Source organism: Serratia grimesii, from assembly GCF_900186025.1.
In the GTDB taxonomy this organism is placed as follows: domain Bacteria; phylum Pseudomonadota; class Gammaproteobacteria; order Enterobacterales; family Enterobacteriaceae; genus Serratia; species Serratia grimesii.
Genome location: NZ_LT883155.1, coordinates 1993704 through 2011500, shown reverse-complemented (window position 1 = coordinate 2011500; position 17797 = coordinate 1993704). Strand labels below are relative to the sequence as shown.

Genomic DNA, 17797 nt, shown 5'->3' with positions numbered 1-17797 from the left:
ACCGAGTAGTTCTCACCCGGGTATCATAAAAATCTCTCCCACTATGCGCCCGATAGCCAATTGATTTCAACTTGCTGTGAACAAACAGATGCATCGCAAGCGCTTTCAGCTTATCCTTACACCCCGGCGTGAATAACCCTCATTATTCGCTTTTATGTAGACCCGTTTCTAACCGCCGGAGCCTTGCAACATGACCGCACAACCTCAAGCCCTGAAAATCCGCCGCCCTGACGACTGGCACATCCATCTGCGTGATGATGACATGCTGAAAACGGTTTTGCCCTATACCAGTCAGGTCTTTGGCCGGGCGATTGTGATGCCGAACCTGGCTCCGCCAATTACGACCGTCGATGCCGCGCGCGCTTATCGCGACCGCATTCTGGCTGCCGTCCCACAGGGACATAGCTTCACTCCACTGATGACCTGCTACCTGACGAATTCGCTGGCCGCCACCGAACTGGTCACTGGGTTCGAGCAAGGTGTGTTCACTGCTGCCAAGCTGTATCCTGCCAATGCCACCACCAATTCCAGCCACGGTGTCAGCGATGTGAAGGCCATCTACCCACTGTTCGAACAAATGCAGAAAATCGGCATGCCACTGCTGATTCATGGTGAAGTGACCGATGCCGCTGTTGATATTTTCGATCGTGAGGCTCGCTTTATTGAGCAGGTTATGGAGCCTATTCGCCAACAGTTCCCAGAACTGAAAATCGTTTTCGAGCACATCACCACCAAAGAAGCGGCTCAATATGTGCAGGAAGGCAATCGATTCCTTGGTGCCACCATCACCCCGCAGCACCTGATGTTTAACCGTAACCACATGTTGGTTGGTGGTATCCGTCCGCACTTGTTCTGCCTGCCTATCCTCAAACGCAACATTCATCAGGATGCATTGCGCAAAGCCGTTGCCAGCGGCTCAGAGCGCTTCTTCCTCGGTACCGACTCAGCCCCACATGCCAAACACCGTAAGGAATCAAGCTGTGGCTGTGCGGGTGTATTCAATGCTCCTAACGCCATCCCGGCCTACGCCAGCGTATTTGAACAACTGGGCGCACTAGAGCATCTGGAAGCATTCTGCTCACTGAACGGCCCGCGTTTTTATGGTTTGCCGGTCAATGCCGATTTTATCGAACTGCAACGTGTCCCGACCACCCAGCCGGAAGAGATCCTGATGGGTAACGAAACGGTTGTGCCATTCCTGGCAGGAGAGAGCCTGAACTGGTCAGTAAAGGCGTAACAATCTTTTTTTAACGTAGCCTCTTGCCCCCAGTCGCGGTTAACTGTATAAATATCCAGTAAATCGCTTCGGGGGCAATTATGCGTGTTGAAGTCACTATAGATAAAACCAAACCGCTACCGTCAGGGGCCATCGAAGCTCTGACCGGCGAGCTGAGTAAGCGAGTCAATCGCCAATTTCCAGACACCGTGGTTCAGGTGCGCTATGCCGGCTCTAATGGGCTCTCGGTACTTGGCGGCCTCAAAACAGATAAAGACCTGATCGCAGACATCCTCCAGGAAACCTGGGAAAGTGCTGACGACTGGTTTAGCGCAGAATAATACTGCAATGTAGTTTTTGCCGGGGGTCGCTCTCCGGCTTTTTTGTATTTGAAGTCTGGCAAACGGTGTAATTTTCTGCTGGAAGAAACGCTTTATCTGGTCTGTACTGAATGCTTTAACAGGAGGTATTTGACATGGCCCCGGATAAGGTAAAAAACGAAGAAGCGATGACATTTGGCGAACTGCTGGCACTGATCGCCGATCAAAAACGACGTTTAAGCGTACTGGAAGTTGCATTCTCCTATCTTGCCTTTGGTCTTGATGACAAAGCCAACCAATTGTTGATTCACAGTCTGAAGCTAGAATCGCAAAATCAAAATCGCGATGCCGAAACACAGCAGCACTTCGCCCATCTGGCCTCCGAGCTAGAGAAGCGACTGCACGGCGGCTCACTCCCTCCCGACATTACATAGCACATGGCTTGTCGTGTTTCGCGAGCGAACCTGTAGAATAATCACTCAAATAAATATTTATTTTGCAAAAGAAGGTGTGAAAAGCTCCACCACCGAAACCAGATGCGTATACTGTAATTGCTCACATGATGATGAGCCGCATTGATCCTCGTTAGTCACTCACGGTAGTCACTACTCAATAAGGGGTCTTTATGGACAGAAATGATGAAGTAATTCAGACACACCCGCTTGTTGGTTGGGATATCAGTACTGTCGACGTTTATGACGCCATGATGATACGCCTTCATTACCTGTCTTCACTAGACCAGACACCCGAAGACGCCCAAGTAGACAGAACGCTTTGGCTAACTACAGATGTCGCACGCCAATTAATCAATATTTTAGAAGCTGGCATCGCCAAGATTGAAGCAACGGATTACCAGGACCTTGATCGTAAAAAACACTAATTCACTGAACCAAAAAGCCTAAGGCGCCAGCATTTATCTCTGGCGCCTTTTTCTTTGCCTGTAACTCGTGCAACAAGTGCATTGCAGCGCCCAACCTTTTATCATGACGACATAAGAGATATGTCACAGAGAGGTTATGGCACGTGGAATATGACTTAATTGTTGTGGGCAGCGGTTCGGTAGGTGCAGCGGCGGGTTACTACGCGACACGGGCTGGCCTTAAAGTATTAATGATAGACAGTGCGATGCCTCCACACCGTAACGGTAGCCACCACGGCGATACACGTATCATTCGCCATGCCTACGGCGAAGGTGAAAAATATGTGCCGTTGATTCTACGCGCCCAAGCCTTATGGAACGCCCTGATTAAACAAACCGGCGAAGAATTGTTCCAGGACTGCGGTGTGTTGAACATGGGACCGGAACAGTCTGAGTTTATTCGTAATGCTCAGCACGCACAGTGCGCAAAAATTCCGTCTCAATACACAAAACCTGAGTGCGGAAGAGATAAATCAACGCTGGCCGGAATTCAATGCGCCGGATGGTTACGTCGGCGTATTTGAGCCGGATGCGGGGTTCCTGCGTTCGGAAAAGGCTATCACTAGCCTGATCAAACTCGCTAAAGAGGCCGGTTGCAGTCAGTTGTTCAATTGCCCAGTGAGCGCAGTGCAGCCTATCGACGGAGGGGTTGAAGTCATTACCGCTGAAGGCCATTTTCAGGGGCGTAAAGCCGTAGTAACCACCGGTACCTGGGTAAACGCTTTGCTACCACAGCTACCTATCACCCGGCTGCGTAAAGTGTTTTCCTGGCATCAGGCCGATGGCCGTTACAGCATCAATAACCGGTTCCCGGCCTTTACTGTCGAAGCACAAGACGGCAATCATTACTATGGTTTCCCTGCCGATAACGACGGGTTAAAGGTGGGTAAACACGATGGTGGTCAACCTATAGATAAGCCTGAACAGCGCAAACCTTTTGGCAGTTTTGCCAGTGACGGAACCGAAGTTTTCCATTTCCTGCGCCAATTTTTGCCAGGTGTAGGGGTATGTTTACACGGTGAAGCATGCAGTTATGACATGAGCCCAGATGAAGACTTTATTATCGATACGCTGCCAGAGTGCGATCGCTTAATGGTTATCACTGGCCTGAGTGGCCATGGCTTTAAGTTTGCCAGTGTATTAGGTGAAATTGCTGCGCTGTTTGCTGAAGACAAAACGCCCCCCGTGGACATCCTGCCCTTCTCACTAAAACGATTTGATTAACCCCTTCGCTTCACTCAATCGCGCCCGCCACCACGTGCGGGCTGCGGTTTAGCACCTCAGTTACAACCAAAAATCATCATAACAATCTGAAATTTATTGTAAAAAATATTTCAACGGAAATTTCTGATGTAAGTATCCGGATTTCCGAATTGATCCGCTCTGGTGTAAGTTCTATTTTACAGCTGATATGCCATAGTAATTCTTCGATCAACAAGGACGTCACCATGAAACTGCTTGTCGTGGACGAATGCTGCTTCACTCGGGTCGGGATAGATAACTATTTTACTGACAATGTTTTCGCCCAGGTAAAATGTTGCCATAGCCTTGAACAGGCTACCCCCCTGCTAGACCACTACCGGCCAAGTCATATTCTGGTGAACCTGACCAAACAATGCCGCCATAGCGAAGATGACGCCCAACTTCAGGCCTTTATTGAGGCCACATCATCGGCACTGTTGTTTATTTATCTGGACACCCCCTATCCCTACAGCGAAACGCCAATGCGCATCGCCGACCACGCTTTCCTGTTCAATAAAGCCACGCTTCCGGTCACATTACGCATGATGCGAGAAAAACCCGTCTCACTGATGGACTGCAGCGCTGAACATTCGCTGTTTAGCCCGCAAGAGCTGACGGTAATGAAGCATTGGATGGCAGAAATGCCCAATTACCGTATCGCGAAAAAACTGCAAATCAGTTCGCATACGGTCTACGTTCACAAACGCCATATCACAGAAAAAATCAACGCCCGCAACCGGCTGGAATTTTATTCACTGTATAACGTACTGCGTTACTTCTATCCACCAAGCGTACCTTCCAGCTCAATGCCACTGTCTTTACTGGCGGTATAACCAGAGCCTGCGTCATAGCAGGCTGATTTTAATCTTGAGATATGCTTCTGCCCCACGCTTTGTTCTCTCGACAGTATTAACGCCGGCCGCAAAAATACTATAATCTGCCAGTCCTTACCTTGTGGCTTCTGAGAATGCTAAACAAAATACTGTCGGCGATTGTCAACAACGTGCGCGAACATCTGGTGCTGTACATCTGTCTATGGCTGGTGTTATTGGCGCTGGACGTCTATTTCTTCTTTATACCTTAACGCATGTCTTCTGCTTTCTTTCCGCGCCTGTGCTTTAGCCGTTTTGGCATTCCAGATCAAGTCCTTGATCTGGAACAGACTCGTATTCCTACGCAAAAGCCCAATCACCTGCATTTGCGGATGCACTATGCACCGATCAATCCATCTGATCTGATCCCCATACACGGACAATATGCACATCGTACCGCCCTGCCTCAGGTGCCCGGCTACGAAGGAATGGGAGTTGTTGTCGATTCTCATGGTTGCCCTACCGACAGACGGGCGCTGGCAATCATGGGTGATGGCAGTTGGCAAACCTTCATCACAGTCGAAAAGGCCAGAGTTATCTGGGTGCCGGATGATATTGATGACGCCAGTGCGGCACAAATCTATATCAACCCACTTACCTGTTGGGTACTACTGACACAGTGGCTGTCGCTGAATGCTGGCGACATCCTGCTGATTAATGCGGGAGGCTCGGCAATAAGTCTGCTATTTTGCCAATTAGCAGCACTGCGTGGCATCAAATTGGTCGTGGTCGTACGCAATACGGCGCATCGGCAGGCGTTACTGAACGCCGGTGCCTGGCGAGTCTACGAAACGAGTTTGTTGCAGCAATACAGGTTGCAGCAACTCACAGGCCATACAGCACGGGCAGCGATCGACTGTATCGGTGGCGAGGACGGTTTGGAGTTGGCACGCTCAGTGAGCCTTTCAGGTGATTTTGTTGCCTTGGGATTACTCAGCGGCCAGCAAGTTGACTGGCAGTATATTGCTCACCAATTGCGGCTACGTACTTCACTGTTTCATCTGCGCAAGTGGAATGCCCAAGCCACCCTGGCTATGTGGCATGCCGCATTCCAACAGCTTTTTTATCTGGTACGAAGTGGTCAACTGACCCTACAGCCCCCAGCAGCTATCTATCCCCTGCGACACTATAAACTGGCACTGCAACACGCCGCCGACAGCAAAACGCAGGGGAAAGTCTTCTTTACTCCGGAGTAACCTGCTTTCCTGGCTGCCCATCGCCGAGAATCACCGCTAATTTATGCCCTCCTTCGGTGGTCTCGAGTGCAATACGAGTAATAATGGTCAGTGGCACCGACAGCAACATCCCCACAGGCCCCATTAACCAGCCCCAGAAAATCAGAGACAAGAATACCACCAGCGTCGACAGTCCCAATCCCCGTCCCATAACGCGTGGCTCCAGCATATTGCCAATCACCAGGTTGATAGCGATAAAGCCCGCAGCCACCACCAGTGCATCGCCAAAACCATTAAACAACATAGCCTGGACCAGAGGAGGCACCGCGGCAATCACCGAGCCGATATTGGGAATATAATTCAACAGGAACGCCAGCAGTCCCCAGATAAATGCAAAACGCACATCGACCGCAGCAAGAAAGCCCCAGACAATAACGCCAGTCGCCAAACTGATGACCGTTTTGATCACCAAATAACGGGTGACACCATCCAGCGCACGCTGAATATTGGCAATACCTTCATTAGGTTTATCGAGTGCTTGCTGTAATTTGTAAGGCAAGAGTTGTACTTCAAACAGCATAAATACCACTGTCATCAGCAACAGAAAGATATTGGTCATTGCCCCTGAGAAACGGCTCAACAGGCGGGTCACCATATTCATGGCAGCACTGGGATCGACATACTGCAACATTGCCTCGGTAGAAATGGTGATATTGAAGCGATCTGCGTAATGTTGCAGCTCTCCCAACTTTTCCATCATCATGCCTCGGTATTGCGGCAACGAACGGGCAAATTCGTTTAGCGATGCACCCAATATTCCGATGAACAACATTAATATGACGACTACGGCCACCACCAACAAGGTCACGCCCAACGCTCGCGGTATCCGCCAGCGTTCAAGCTGCGTCACAAGCGGATTCAGTACCATAGCGAGAAATACCGCCAGTAAGAATGGCACCACGACATCCGCAGCTGCTTTGACACCCGCGAGAATAATCACCACCATTGCCAGCATTATAGCCAGGCGCAGGCTGCGATCGGTCAACTCAGTTCGGCCCATGACATTTCCTTTGCGTTAATAGCGTTGGCCCAACAGGCCACCAGATGCGCGTTATGTTAGCAAACTCTGCTCTTGCGCCGCACAGGTATTGCGGTTCGGAGAGAAAACAGCCTTTTTCTAAACATCACCTGGAAATAATCGACAATCTTGACTAGGGTTTATTTGTTAAAAACACTCGTCATATTTACGCAAAATGACAAAAGCTGACAATAATAAATAAATTCGTTATCTTTCAAACCATAACAAAAAATTAATTTAAGAGAAAACGTATTAACTTCAACTATTTCACTGATTAACTTATCGCTATCTTAACCAAATTCACTGATTAATATTAATAAGAAGTAACATAGTGAAATTTATTATTGATTTTATGTTTCTTAAAGTTTAATTATTGCAGCCAGAAAATGAGGAATGTAAGGAAACAGGATGCTCTGGAAAAATACGGCTAACCGATTTGGCCATATCTCTGTGCTGATTCACTGGTTGGTTGCGCTGACGGTGTACGGCATGTTTGCCCTTGGCCTATGGATGGTCACACTTGGCTACTATGATGTCTGGTACCACCAGGCACCGGAAATTCATAAAAGCATCGGCACGTTGCTGTTTATCATCATGGTGATACGGGTGATCTGGCGTTTTGTTTCACCGCCGCCTAAACCACTGGCCAGCTATGGTCGCTTCACCCGTATAAGTGCAATCCTGGCACATTTGGCGCTTTACGTAGTGCTGTTCAGCATCCTGATTAGTGGCTACCTGATATCTACCGCCGATGGGCAACCCATCAGCGTTTTCGGCTGGTTCAACATCCCCGCCACCGTCACCGGCATGGCGGAACAGGCCGATACAGCCGGTACAATTCACCTTTACCTGGCCTGGGTCGTAGTAGTGCTTTCAGTACTGCACGGTTTGGCTGCGCTTAAACATCACTTCGTTGATCGTGATGTTACGTTGAAACGGATGCTGGGTAGCAGCGCCGATTAACCTTTGGATTTATGGAGATTGCTATGTTGAAGAAAACCGTACTGGGCCTGGCTACAGGTGCACTGCTGCTGAGCGCCGGTTCCGCGCTGGCTGCTGACTACAAAATTGACAAACAAGGTCAGCACGCCTTTATCGAATTCCGCATCCAGCACCTGGGTTACAGCTGGTTGTACGGCTCCTTCAAGGATTTTGACGGCGGCTTCACTTTCGACGATAAAGATCCGTCCAAAGACAAGGTGAACGTCACAATCAACACCGCGAGCGTCGATACCAACCACGCTGAGCGTGACAAACACCTGCGCAGTGCAGAATTCCTGAATGTGGAAAAAAACAAACAGGCCAAGTTTGAATCCACTGAAGTGAAAAAGAACGGCGAAGGCTATGCGGTCGTCGGCAACTTGACACTGAACGGCGTGACCAAGCCGGTTACGTTGGACGCCAAACTGATCGGCCAGGGTAACGACCCGTGGGGTGGATACCGTGCAGGCTTTGAAGCCAACGGCAAAATCAAGCTGAAAGACTTTGGTATCACTACCGATCTCGGCCCGGCATCGCAGGATGTAGAGCTGATTATTTCTGTGGAAGGCGTACGCGAGAAGTAATACCTGTCTCTTCAAGTTATAGCCTGGCATCTGCGTTAAGCGTAGCGAATCTCTACAGTCACTTGATTGGAGGAGTGCAGGAAACAGATGTAGATGATTATGGGTATAAAGCGCGGCAAGGCTGCCGCGCTTATTTCAGGCTCAGTTCGCTGGGCCTTCATCTTCCGGTGCAGGAATGTGCATCGTGGTCTGCAATAACCCTTTCGACTTATTGAAAATTTTGATGCCATTCTCTCGACCTGCTCTGCGTGCACGCTGTTCTTCACGCGGCAGTTTCAGCTCTTCACGGCAGATTTCGCTGCAACAACCTTCAAATTTAGCGGCACAGCTCGGGCACTGAATAAACAGTAAATGGCAGCCGTCATTCTTGCAGTTGGTATGAGTATCACAAGCAGCACCGCACTGGTGACAGTTGGCAATCACATCATCAGAAATCCGCTCGCCCATACGTTCGTCAAACACAAAGTTCTTACCGACAAATTTCAGCGGCAGTCCCTGCTCTTTTGCTTTACGTGCGTACTCGATAATGCCGCCTTCCACGTGATAGACGTTTTTAAAGCCGTTATGCAACATATAAGCACTGGCTTTTTCACAACGGATACCACCGGTGCAATACATGACAATATTTTTGTCTTTATTGTCTTGCAGCATTTCGACAGCCATTGGCAGTTGATCACGGAATGTGTCTGAAGGCACTTCGATAGCATTCTCAAAGTGACCAACTTCGTATTCGTAGTGATTACGCATATCGACAAACAGCGTATCCGGGTCGTCAATCATTTGGTTAACGCGATCGGCTTGCAAATATTCACCGATGTTAGCCGGGTTGAAGCTCTCGTCATCAATGCCATCAGCGACAATGCGATCACGCACCTTCAGGCGCAGTACCCAGAAGGATTTACCGTCGTCTTCCAGAGCAATATTCAGGCGAACCTGGTCCAGTGCCGGATGCGAAGCAAACAGCGCGGCCTTAAACGCCTCAAACTTATTTTGCGGCACACTGATCTGCGCGTTGATGCCTTCTTTTGCCACATAAATGCGGCCGAAGACCTTCAGCTTGTCGAACTGGACATACAGGCTGTCACGAAACGCTTTGGGATCGTCGATAGTGAAATATTTATAAAAAGAAACTGTAGTGCGCGGCTCGGTTTCTGCCAGCATGCGCGCCTTCAGTTCCTCATTAGAAATTCGGTTATGTAACACTGGCATGGTGTACTTTCCTGTCTTTCGGGAGGTGACTGATTTGAACGCGCGCAGGCTGCTGGCCCACGCGCGGCGCACATAATACCCGAAAAACCGGCTCAACACAGCATTAACCCACTGACGCGGTTGAGTGCGAAAACTTGACGTTGTTCACAAATACCGATAAGCCTAAGGATATCTTACACACCCCATTTACCACGGACCTGGAGGATATTATGAGTCAGTTATTTACCCCGATTACGTTGGGAAAACTGAATTTGCCCAACCGTATTATCATCGCGCCAATGTGCCAGTATTCAGCCGACAACGGCAAGGCAACGGAATGGCATACCATGCATCTGGGCAACCTGTCATTGTCCGGTGCCGGCCTGCTGATTGTGGAAGCCACTTCAGTAGCCCCAGAAGGCCGTATCACACCCAGCGATCTCGGTTTGTGGGATGACACCACCGAACATGCACTAGCAGAAGTGGTGAGCGCAGTAAAAAAACACACCACAATGCCGTTAGGCATTCAGCTCGCCCATGCAGGGCGTAAAGCCTCCTGTGCTGTGCCTTGGGCTGGCGGTGGGCAGCTCAGCGCCGCAAACGGAGGCTGGCAAACACTATCCGCCTCCACCGTGCCCTTTGCCCCACATGATGAAAAACCGATGGCGATGAGTCTAGAGGAGATTGAACAATTAAAAGCGCAATTTGTTGCATCAGCAAAACGTGCAGACCGGCTGGGTTTTGAACTGATTGAGCTACATGGCGCGCACGGCTACCTGTTGCATCAATTTCTTTCACCGCTGTCCAATCAGCGCAACGATCAGTACGGTGGCTCATTGCAAAATCGCATGCGTCTGTTGCTGGAGATTTTCAATGAAGTGCGTGCAGTCTTTCCGCCGCATAAGGCGCTCGGCGTACGCATCTCTGCCAGTGACTGGGTAGACGGGGGATGGGATGAGCAGCAATCGGTCATGCTGGCAAAAGCGCTGAAAGAGCTAGGCTGTGACTACATTCATGTTTCCAGCGGAGGGATTTCACCCTTACAAAAAATCCCGGTTGGGCCTAATTATCAGGTCCCATTCGCCGAAACCATCAAGCGAGAAAGCGGTTTGCCGACGATTGCAGTCGGGTTAATCACCGAACCCGAGCAGGCCGAGGCGATTGTCGCTACCGGGCAAGCGGATATGATCGCACTGGCGCGCGGCATCCTTTATAACCCACGCTGGCCATGGCACGCCGCGGCGAAACTGGGTGAAAAAGTCAGCGCGCCACCGCAATACTGGCGCTCAGAACCCCATGTGCTAAAAGGCCTGTTTAAAAACGCCTGATAAATCCGGGGTGGATGCTCAGTGTCCCCCCCGGCATTCGGTAAACCCGGAAATCACTATTCCCGCCAACAGGACAATCCCTGCCGTAACCAGCAAAGGGTTAAACTGGAGATGTGCGCCAAGGCTCCCTAACAGTGTTCCCGTGACCAAAAGCCCCGCGCTTATCCATGATGCCAACATAATACCCCCTAAATAATTGCGCGGGATGATACGCATCTGTCGCTGACAGGCTTTGTCCTTTCGAGCGGTATCGCCGGATTATTCATCAATTGATATCGATTCATCACCGAAAATGATGTTTTAATGCGGTGCCTTTTCACGTTGTGCGAGAAAAATGTCACAATAGTTGGTTATAAACGGCAGAAAAAGAATACCTGGCGAAATTGCCTTTGGGTGATGGCCCCTGGTATTACTCTGTTATTATCGTTAAATGACTGCTTCTAAGCTGAGAACACATGACTCAAGTTCCTTCTTTTAATCGCTCTTTACTGCATCCACGTTACTGGCTTACCTGGTTCGGCATCGGTTTGCTCTATTTGCTGGTCTTGTTGCCTTACCCCGTTATCTATCGCCTTGGCACCTCGCTGGGTCGTTTCTCCATGCGCTTTCTTAAGCGCAGAGTCGCGATTGCTCAACGTAATCTGGTGTTGTGCTTCCCGGACATGCCACAGGCAGAGCGCGATGCTTTAGTTGTACAGAATTTTGAATCTGTCGGCATGGGACTGTTTGAAACCGGTATGGCATGGTTTTGGCCAAACTGGCGAATCGAGCGCTGGTTCCAGGTCAGTGGGCTGGAACATATTCAGAAAGCAAAAGATAACCATCAGGGCGTTTTGCTGATCGGTCTGCACTTTCTGACGTTGGAACTGGGTGCCCGCATATTCGGCATCCACAATCCGGGTATCGGTGTTTACCGGCCACATGACAACAAACTGATGGACTGGCTGCAAACCTGGGGTCGTATGCGCTCCAACAAATCCATGTTGGACCGTAAGGACGTCAAAGGGATGATCCGGGCGTTGAAACAAGGTGACATCATCTGGTACGCCCCAGATCACGACTACGGCCCGCGCAGCAGTGTGTTTGCGCCACTGTTCGCCGTGGAAAAAGCCGCTACCACCACGGGCAGCTACGTGTTGGTGCGAATGGGTAAGCCCGCCATTATTCCCTTTACTCCACGCCGCTTACCCGATGCCAAAGGGTATGAGTTGATTATGCAGCCGGCGGTGGAAAACTTCCCGCTGGATAATGAGCTCGAAGCTGCCGCTTTTATGAATAAAGTGGTAGAGAAAGAAATCCTGATGGCGCCGGATCAATACATGTGGCTGCATCGCCGCTTCAAAACCCGGCCGGAAGGCGAGCCTTCACTCTACTGACCACTAACCCGCCGCATGGCGGGTTTTTTTATACCGCAGATCTTGAGAAACCTATGCAACGGTGGGATGGTAAGTCTTTGCCGCTAATCCTGGAGTTGTTATGTACATCGTTAACCTCACCTACCACCGCCCGATAGAAGAAGTGGACAGCCACCTTGAAGGGCATATCGCCTGGTTGAAAAAATATTTTCAGGACGGCACCTTTCTCGCCTCCGGCCGCAAGAACCCACGTACCGGCGGTGTCATCTTGGTAAAAGATATCGAACGTTCGCAATTGGATGCCATTGTGGCGCAGGATCCCTTCAACGCCGTTGCCCACTATGACATTACCGATGTCGCTCTCTCAACCACCGCCAGCGGTTTCGAACTGCTCGCCGGGCTTTAAATACGCTTTTTTCCGCGCGCACAGCGCGGAATATTGCCAATATTCTATTTTTAAAACTTTATTTCATTTTCCTTACATCCCCTGCCACATCAATTGATGCCGTCTATAATTAAGCGCATACTTACCAGGCTAACTTTTTTTGCTTTGTCCCTTTGCCACCACGCAAAAACAAAGCGTCCTCTTCTGCAGCAGGCACTTATGGCTTCGGCACCAGAACCCATCAACTGGAAACGCAATCTTTTTGTCACTTGGCTAGGGTGTTTTCTCACCGGTGCCGCATTCAGCCTGATCATGCCTTTCCTTCCGCTTTATGTGGAGACTCTTGGTGTTACCGGCCACGAAGCGTTGAATATGTGGTCGGGATTGGTGTTCAGTATCACTTTCCTGTTTTCCGCTATTGCCTCCCCATTCTGGGGTGGATTAGCTGACCGCCGTGGACGTAAGCTCATGCTGCTACGATCGGCGTTGGGTATGTCGATTGTGATGTTGTTGATGGGAATGGCGCAGAACATATGGCAGTTTTTGGCGCTGCGGGCGGTACTGGGTCTTCTCGGGGGTTTTATTCCCAATGCCAACGCGTTGATTGCCACGCAGGTGCCACGCAATCGCAGCGGTTGGGCTTTGGGCACTCTGTCCACCGGCGGCGTCAGCGGTGCACTGATTGGGCCACTGATTGGCGGTCTGTTAGCCGACCAATACGGCTTACGACCGGTGTTCTATATCACTGCTGCCGTGCTAATGGTCTGCTTTGTTCTAACGCTACTGTACGTCAAAGAACAATTCACTCCAGTACAGAAAAAGGACATGTTGCACGCCCGACAAGTGTTCGCTGCGCTAAAAAGCCCCAAGCTGATCCTCAGTCTGTTTGTCACGACCATGATTATTCAAATTGCTACCGGATCCATTGCCCCCATTCTGACGCTATATGTCCGCGATTTAGCGGGCAATATCCATAACCTGGCCTTTGTCAGCGGCCTGATCGCCTCGGTGCCCGGTGTTGCAGCGCTGATGAGTGCCCCCCGGTTGGGCAAACTGGGCGATAGGATCGGCCCTGAACGCATTCTGGTAGTTATGCTGATTGTCTCGGTGTTGTTGCTGATCCCAATGGCCTTCGTGCAAACGCCATGGCAACTGGGCGTGTTGCGTTTCTTGCTTGGCGCTGCCGACGGAGCGCTATTACCGGCTGTACAAACACTGCTGATCTACAACTGTACCAACCAAGTCGCCGGACGAATATTTAGTTATAACCAGTCTTTCCGTGATATCGGCAACGTCAGTGGTCCGCTATTGGGTGCAGCGGTGTCCGCCAGTTATGGCTTTCGCACGGTATTCTGCGTCACTGCATTGGTCGTGCTATTCAACGCCATTTATTCCTGGTGGTGTCTCCAACGGCGTCCGGCACGAATGAGAGAAGATACCCTGCAGGAAGAGCAATAGCTGTATTTATCACCAACTCCCTCACCTAAATGGGCCGATGGCCTGTTTACCCTACTTTTAGTATTGATACCTCACACAGTCCCTCCGGTAACGACAACAAACACAAGTCTAATTTAACCATTTGTTTTTATACAAATAATCAATCTTTAGCGCAATAAACCACCTGTCAATAACATTCCTTTCGTAACCAACATAAAAACCAGAAAAGGAGATGTTTGTCGACTTTTCATCTAAAAAATGGGATACAGGGACTAGACAAAACCATCATCCAGTTATCAAATGGTTAAATAATATCACGCCCAATGTAAACCATTGGCTAAGTGAAAAAAGGCCAATGCGCTTTCCACGGTTAACGGGCGCTGCGGCAGCGGTTTTGTCGGGTAATCCGCATTGGGTGGGTCACCTTCCTTAAATACACATACATACCACAGTATAAGCTGCATCAATGCGGCGCATTTTATTGGGAAGACGTTATGCAATCCTCTGTTAATAAACAAGAAAGTCGGACCTTCTTCGGCCATCCTTATCCGCTGGGATCCCTATTCTTTACAGAAATGTGGGAGCGGTTCTCGTTTTATGGTATTCGCCCGTTACTGATCCTGTTTATGGCCGCGACGGTCTATGACGGCGGTATGGGGCTGGCACGTGAAAACGCCTCCGCAATTGTGGGTATTTTCGCCGGCAGTATGTATCTTGCCGCACTGCCTGGCGGCTGGTTAGCAGATAACTGGCTTGGCCAGCAAAAAGCCGTCTGGTACGGCTCGATTATGATCGCCCTCGGTCATCTGTCGATCGCGCTGTCCGCAGTCATGGGCAATAACCTGTTCTTCATCGGCCTGATGTTTATCGTGCTGGGTTCTGGTTTATTTAAAACCTGTATCTCGGTGATGGTCGGCACACTGTATAAGAAAGGCGATAACCGTCGTGACGGTGGCTTCTCGCTGTTCTATATGGGCATCAACATGGGTTCGTTTATCGCCCCGCTGATTTCCGGCTGGTTGATCCGTTCTCACGGCTGGCATTGGGGCTTCGGCATCGGCGGTATCGGTATGCTGGTAGCGCTGGTGATCTTCCGCGTCTTTGCCGTACCGGCAATGAAACGCTATGACAGCGAAGTTGGCCTGGACTCGACCTGGAATAGCCCCGTTGCCAAGAAAAATGGTGTTGGCGCCTGGTTGATTGCACTGGCCATCGGCGTAGCCGTGGTTGTTACCCTGATTGCCCAAGGCATCATCGTGATTAACCCTGTCGCCGTAGCCAGCATGTTGGTATACGTCATTGCCGCCTCGGTAACCCTGTACTTCATTTACCTGTTCGTGTTTGCGGGCCTTAGCCGTAAAGAACGCGCACGCCTGCTGGTATGCTTTATTTTGCTGGTGTCCGCAGCCTTCTTCTGGTCAGCGTTCGAACAGAAACCAACATCGTTCAACTTGTTCGCCAACGACTATACCAACCGTATGATTGGCGACTTCGAAATCCCTGCGGTGTGGTTCCAGTCAATCAATGCCCTGTTCATTATTCTGCTTGCTCCGGTGTTTAGCTGGGCATGGCCGGCTCTGGCACGCAATAAAGTGCGCCTGAGCAGCATCACCAAATTTGTTATCGGTATTCTGTTTGCCGCTGCAGGTTTTGGTCTGATGATGCTGGCAGCACAGAATGTTCTGGGCAATGGTGGCGCAGGCGTATCCCCGCTGTGGCTGGTCGGCAGTATTTTGATGCTGACGCTGGGCGAGCTATGCCTTAGCCCAATCGGGCTGGCAACCATGACCCTGTTAGCGCCAGAGAGAATGCGCGGCCAGATGATGGGTCTGTGGTTCTGTGCCAGTGCGCTGGGCAATCTGGCCGCGGGTCTGATTGGTGGCCACGTGAAAGCCGACCAACTGGAAATGCTGCCAAACCTGTTCGCCCGCTGCTCTATTGCGCTGTTGATCTGTGCTGCAGTATTGACTCTGCTGATCGTACCGATCCGTCGCATGATGGAAAATACCCAGGGTAAAAGCACACAAAAACCGGCAACCAATGCCTAATAACGGTTTTGCTTAACCCTCTAGCCAGCGCCCCCGTGCGCTGGCTTTTTTATGCTTCCCAGCCCCTTTGTTGCAACACCACCCGATAACCGTCCAGATCTTCGAATGTTTGCCCACTCTGATCCCAGTAAGGATTGTAAGCGGTGACGCGCCGGAAACCGGCAGCCAGCATACGACAGCAACCGTCACGCCAGTCATCCTCGCTGGGTAGATAAAATACCAGCAAATGGTCCTGGGTCGGCGCCTGCCCTACTTTGACCCCACGATGGTGGGTGAATTCCAGGTGGTAACCGTGCTGCGGATGCCCAACCATCACGCCATCAAAACCCTGATGATTTTCAAACTCACCCAACCGTGCAAACCCCAACCCCTGACAATACATAGTCGCAATTGCCTGCAGGCGATCAGTCGGACGCGCAATGCGCAGTACAGCATGAGCTATTGCCATTATTTTCTCCGTATCATAATCGTTTCATACAGGGCCATTCCCACCAACATCGCCACAACGAACTGTATGCCAGCCAAGGATCCTGCCCCGGCAAGTACCCAGGCTGGTCCCGGGCAAATGCCTGCCATACCCCAGCCAATGCCAAACAGCGCGCTGCCGACCAGTAAACGACGATCAAGGCGTCTGTTGGTTGGAATCTGCATCTCCTCGCCCAGCAAAGTACGCTGCCGATGGCGTGCCCAGAGGAATGCGGGAGCCGCCACTGCTATCGCCCCCACCATGACCAAAGCCAATGACGGATCCCACCGACCGGTAATATCGAGAAAAGCCACTACCTTGGCCGGATTAGCCATCCCGGCAATAATCAAACCAAGACCGAAGATAACGCCACTCAGTAAAGCAAACAGTAATTTGAACATGGTGTTAAGCTCCCACCAAGTGACGGACTACCCATACCGTAATAAAGCCCAGCAACATAAATACCGCCGTGGCCGCCAGCGAACGCGGAGCTAATCTCGCCGTGCCGCAAACACCGTGACCACTGGTGCAGCCACCGCCTAACCGTGTTCCCAAACCAACCAGCAAGCCAGCAGCAATCAACCATAAACTGCTGCCGCTGACCGACATTTCTGGTAACGGCGCCGCCATACGATACAGCCAGGGAGACATTAGCAACCCGACAAGAAATGCGGCCCGCCAAAGCTTCTCTTTACCTTGTGGTGTTAACAGGCCACCGGTAATTCCACTGATACCCGCGATGCGGCCGTTAAACAGCAACAGCAGCGCCACCGCAATACCGATAATGCCGCCCCCAATCAGAGAGGACACAGGTGTGAAGTGCAGCCAGTCAATGGTCATTGTGCCTCTCCGGCTTGTGGGCAATAGAGTTGATACAACGTATGGAGAACCGCCAAGGCTTTTTCGTCACTCACGGCGTAGTAGATTTGCTTACCCTCACGACGTGTTGACACCAACCCTTCCTGCCGCAATACACCAAGCTGTTGTGAAAGGGTTGGCTGGCGAATATCCAGCGCCAGTGCCAACTCTCCTACCGACATTTCGCCTTGGCTGAGCTGGCAAAGCAGCAGTAAACGGTCCTCATTACCCAATGCCCGCAGGAGCGTTCCTGCTTGCGCTGCGGCCTGTCGCATACTGTTAATGTTCATTGCTTCACCCCAAACAATTTACCAAATAATATATTATATATTTATATACTATTAT

Annotated in this window: 20 protein-coding genes and 1 pseudogene; 15 read left to right on the top strand and 6 right to left on the bottom strand. The window is 50.6% G+C overall.

The window, feature by feature from the left end; genetic code table 11:
- Positions 1 to 190: 190 nt before the first annotated feature.
- The 8 genes and pseudogenes from pyrC to SGBXF1_RS09465 all read left to right on the top strand — a co-directional run bounded on the left by pyrC (position 191) and on the right by SGBXF1_RS09465 (position 5765).
- Positions 191 to 1237, top strand: a complete 1047-nt coding sequence (gene pyrC / locus SGBXF1_RS09500; RefSeq protein ID WP_061807730.1) for a dihydroorotase — start codon at positions 191 to 193, stop codon at positions 1235 to 1237.
- Between the two features lie 80 nt (positions 1238 to 1317).
- Positions 1318 to 1557: a DNA damage-inducible protein I gene (gene dinI / locus SGBXF1_RS09495; RefSeq protein ID WP_037423878.1), complete on the top strand. Its 240-nt coding sequence runs from the start codon at positions 1318 to 1320 to the stop codon at positions 1555 to 1557.
- A gap of 134 nt (positions 1558 to 1691) precedes the next feature.
- Positions 1692 to 1970 carry a hypothetical protein gene (locus SGBXF1_RS09490; RefSeq protein WP_037423881.1) on the top strand — a complete coding sequence of 93 codons (279 nt, stop codon included), beginning with the start codon at positions 1692 to 1694 and terminating at the stop codon, positions 1968 to 1970.
- Positions 1971 to 2161: 191 nt separating this feature from the next.
- Positions 2162 to 2416 carry a biofilm formation regulator BssS gene (gene bssS / locus SGBXF1_RS09485; RefSeq protein ID WP_037423884.1) on the top strand — a complete coding sequence of 85 codons (255 nt, stop codon included), beginning with the start codon at positions 2162 to 2164 and terminating at the stop codon, positions 2414 to 2416.
- 143 nt (positions 2417 to 2559) lie between these two features.
- Positions 2560 to 3679: pseudogene (gene solA, locus SGBXF1_RS09480) on the top strand (N-methyl-L-tryptophan oxidase).
- Between the two features lie 224 nt (positions 3680 to 3903).
- A complete protein-coding gene (locus SGBXF1_RS09475; RefSeq protein WP_037423891.1) occupies positions 3904 to 4530 on the top strand; it encodes a helix-turn-helix transcriptional regulator in 627 nt (208 codons plus the stop codon).
- Between the two features lie 134 nt (positions 4531 to 4664).
- A complete protein-coding gene (locus tag SGBXF1_RS09470) occupies positions 4665 to 4781 on the top strand; it encodes a DUF2770 family protein (protein ID WP_037423894.1) in 117 nt (38 codons plus the stop codon).
- A gap of 3 nt (positions 4782 to 4784) precedes the next feature.
- Entirely contained in the window at positions 4785 to 5765 is a 981-nt protein-coding gene (locus tag SGBXF1_RS09465) for a zinc-dependent alcohol dehydrogenase family protein (RefSeq protein WP_186428261.1), read from the top strand.
- On the opposite strand, the gene SGBXF1_RS09460 is transcribed toward SGBXF1_RS09465, so the two are convergent.
- Complete coding sequence (locus tag SGBXF1_RS09460; RefSeq protein ID WP_186428260.1) at positions 5752 to 6804, bottom strand: AI-2E family transporter; 1053 nt, start codon at positions 6802 to 6804, stop codon at positions 5752 to 5754. The genes SGBXF1_RS09465 and SGBXF1_RS09460 overlap by 14 nt on opposite strands.
- Positions 6805 to 7230: 426 nt before the next feature.
- On the opposite strand from SGBXF1_RS09460, the gene SGBXF1_RS09455 reads away from it, so the two are divergent.
- Positions 7231 to 7785 (top strand): cytochrome b, encoded by a 555-nt coding sequence (locus SGBXF1_RS09455; RefSeq protein WP_037423902.1) that lies wholly within the window; start codon positions 7231 to 7233, stop codon positions 7783 to 7785.
- A 23-nt stretch (positions 7786 to 7808) separates the two neighbouring features.
- Complete coding sequence (locus SGBXF1_RS09450) at positions 7809 to 8387, top strand: YceI family protein (RefSeq protein WP_037423903.1); 579 nt, start codon at positions 7809 to 7811, stop codon at positions 8385 to 8387.
- Positions 8388 to 8528: 141 nt separating this feature from the next.
- Here SGBXF1_RS09450 and trhO read toward each other — a convergent pair whose 3' ends face one another.
- Complete coding sequence (gene trhO / locus SGBXF1_RS09445) at positions 8529 to 9596, bottom strand: oxygen-dependent tRNA uridine(34) hydroxylase TrhO (RefSeq protein WP_037423905.1); 1068 nt, start codon at positions 9594 to 9596, stop codon at positions 8529 to 8531.
- A gap of 209 nt (positions 9597 to 9805) precedes the next feature.
- On the opposite strand from trhO, the gene SGBXF1_RS09440 reads away from it, so the two are divergent.
- The 5 genes from SGBXF1_RS09440 to SGBXF1_RS09420 all read left to right on the top strand — a co-directional run bounded on the left by SGBXF1_RS09440 (position 9806) and on the right by SGBXF1_RS09420 (position 16128).
- A complete protein-coding gene (locus SGBXF1_RS09440) occupies positions 9806 to 10903 on the top strand; it encodes an NADH:flavin oxidoreductase/NADH oxidase (RefSeq protein ID WP_130380206.1) in 1098 nt (365 codons plus the stop codon).
- Between the two features lie 455 nt (positions 10904 to 11358).
- Positions 11359 to 12279: a Kdo(2)-lipid IV(A) acyltransferase gene (locus tag SGBXF1_RS09435; RefSeq protein ID WP_037423910.1), complete on the top strand. Its 921-nt coding sequence runs from the start codon at positions 11359 to 11361 to the stop codon at positions 12277 to 12279.
- Positions 12280 to 12379: 100 nt separating this feature from the next.
- Entirely contained in the window at positions 12380 to 12664 is a 285-nt protein-coding gene (locus SGBXF1_RS09430) for a YciI family protein (RefSeq protein WP_186428259.1), read from the top strand.
- A 198-nt stretch (positions 12665 to 12862) separates the two neighbouring features.
- Positions 12863 to 14101 (top strand): multidrug efflux MFS transporter MdtG, encoded by a 1239-nt coding sequence (gene mdtG / locus SGBXF1_RS09425; protein WP_061807737.1) that lies wholly within the window; start codon positions 12863 to 12865, stop codon positions 14099 to 14101.
- Between the two features lie 473 nt (positions 14102 to 14574).
- The gene (locus SGBXF1_RS09420) at positions 14575 to 16128 is read left to right on the top strand and encodes a peptide MFS transporter (protein ID WP_037423918.1); all 1554 of its coding nucleotides are present in this window, start codon (positions 14575 to 14577) and stop codon (positions 16126 to 16128) included.
- A gap of 49 nt (positions 16129 to 16177) precedes the next feature.
- On the opposite strand, the gene SGBXF1_RS09415 is transcribed toward SGBXF1_RS09420, so the two are convergent.
- The 4 genes from SGBXF1_RS09415 to SGBXF1_RS09400 are packed head-to-tail and all read right to left on the bottom strand — an operon-like array spanning position 16178 to position 17742.
- Positions 16178 to 16576 carry a VOC family protein gene (locus SGBXF1_RS09415; protein WP_130380204.1) on the bottom strand — a complete coding sequence of 133 codons (399 nt, stop codon included), beginning with the start codon at positions 16574 to 16576 and terminating at the stop codon, positions 16178 to 16180.
- Positions 16576 to 16995 carry a YeeE/YedE family protein gene (locus tag SGBXF1_RS09410; protein WP_037423924.1) on the bottom strand — a complete coding sequence of 140 codons (420 nt, stop codon included), beginning with the start codon at positions 16993 to 16995 and terminating at the stop codon, positions 16576 to 16578. Before SGBXF1_RS09410 ends, SGBXF1_RS09415 begins: the two co-directional genes overlap by 1 nt.
- Before the next feature lie 4 nt (positions 16996 to 16999).
- Positions 17000 to 17434: a YeeE/YedE family protein gene (locus tag SGBXF1_RS09405; RefSeq protein WP_186428258.1), complete on the bottom strand. Its 435-nt coding sequence runs from the start codon at positions 17432 to 17434 to the stop codon at positions 17000 to 17002.
- Positions 17431 to 17742 carry an ArsR/SmtB family transcription factor gene (locus SGBXF1_RS09400; protein ID WP_186428257.1) on the bottom strand — a complete coding sequence of 104 codons (312 nt, stop codon included), beginning with the start codon at positions 17740 to 17742 and terminating at the stop codon, positions 17431 to 17433. Before SGBXF1_RS09400 ends, SGBXF1_RS09405 begins: the two co-directional genes overlap by 4 nt.
- Between the last annotated feature and the right edge of the window lie 55 nt (positions 17743 to 17797).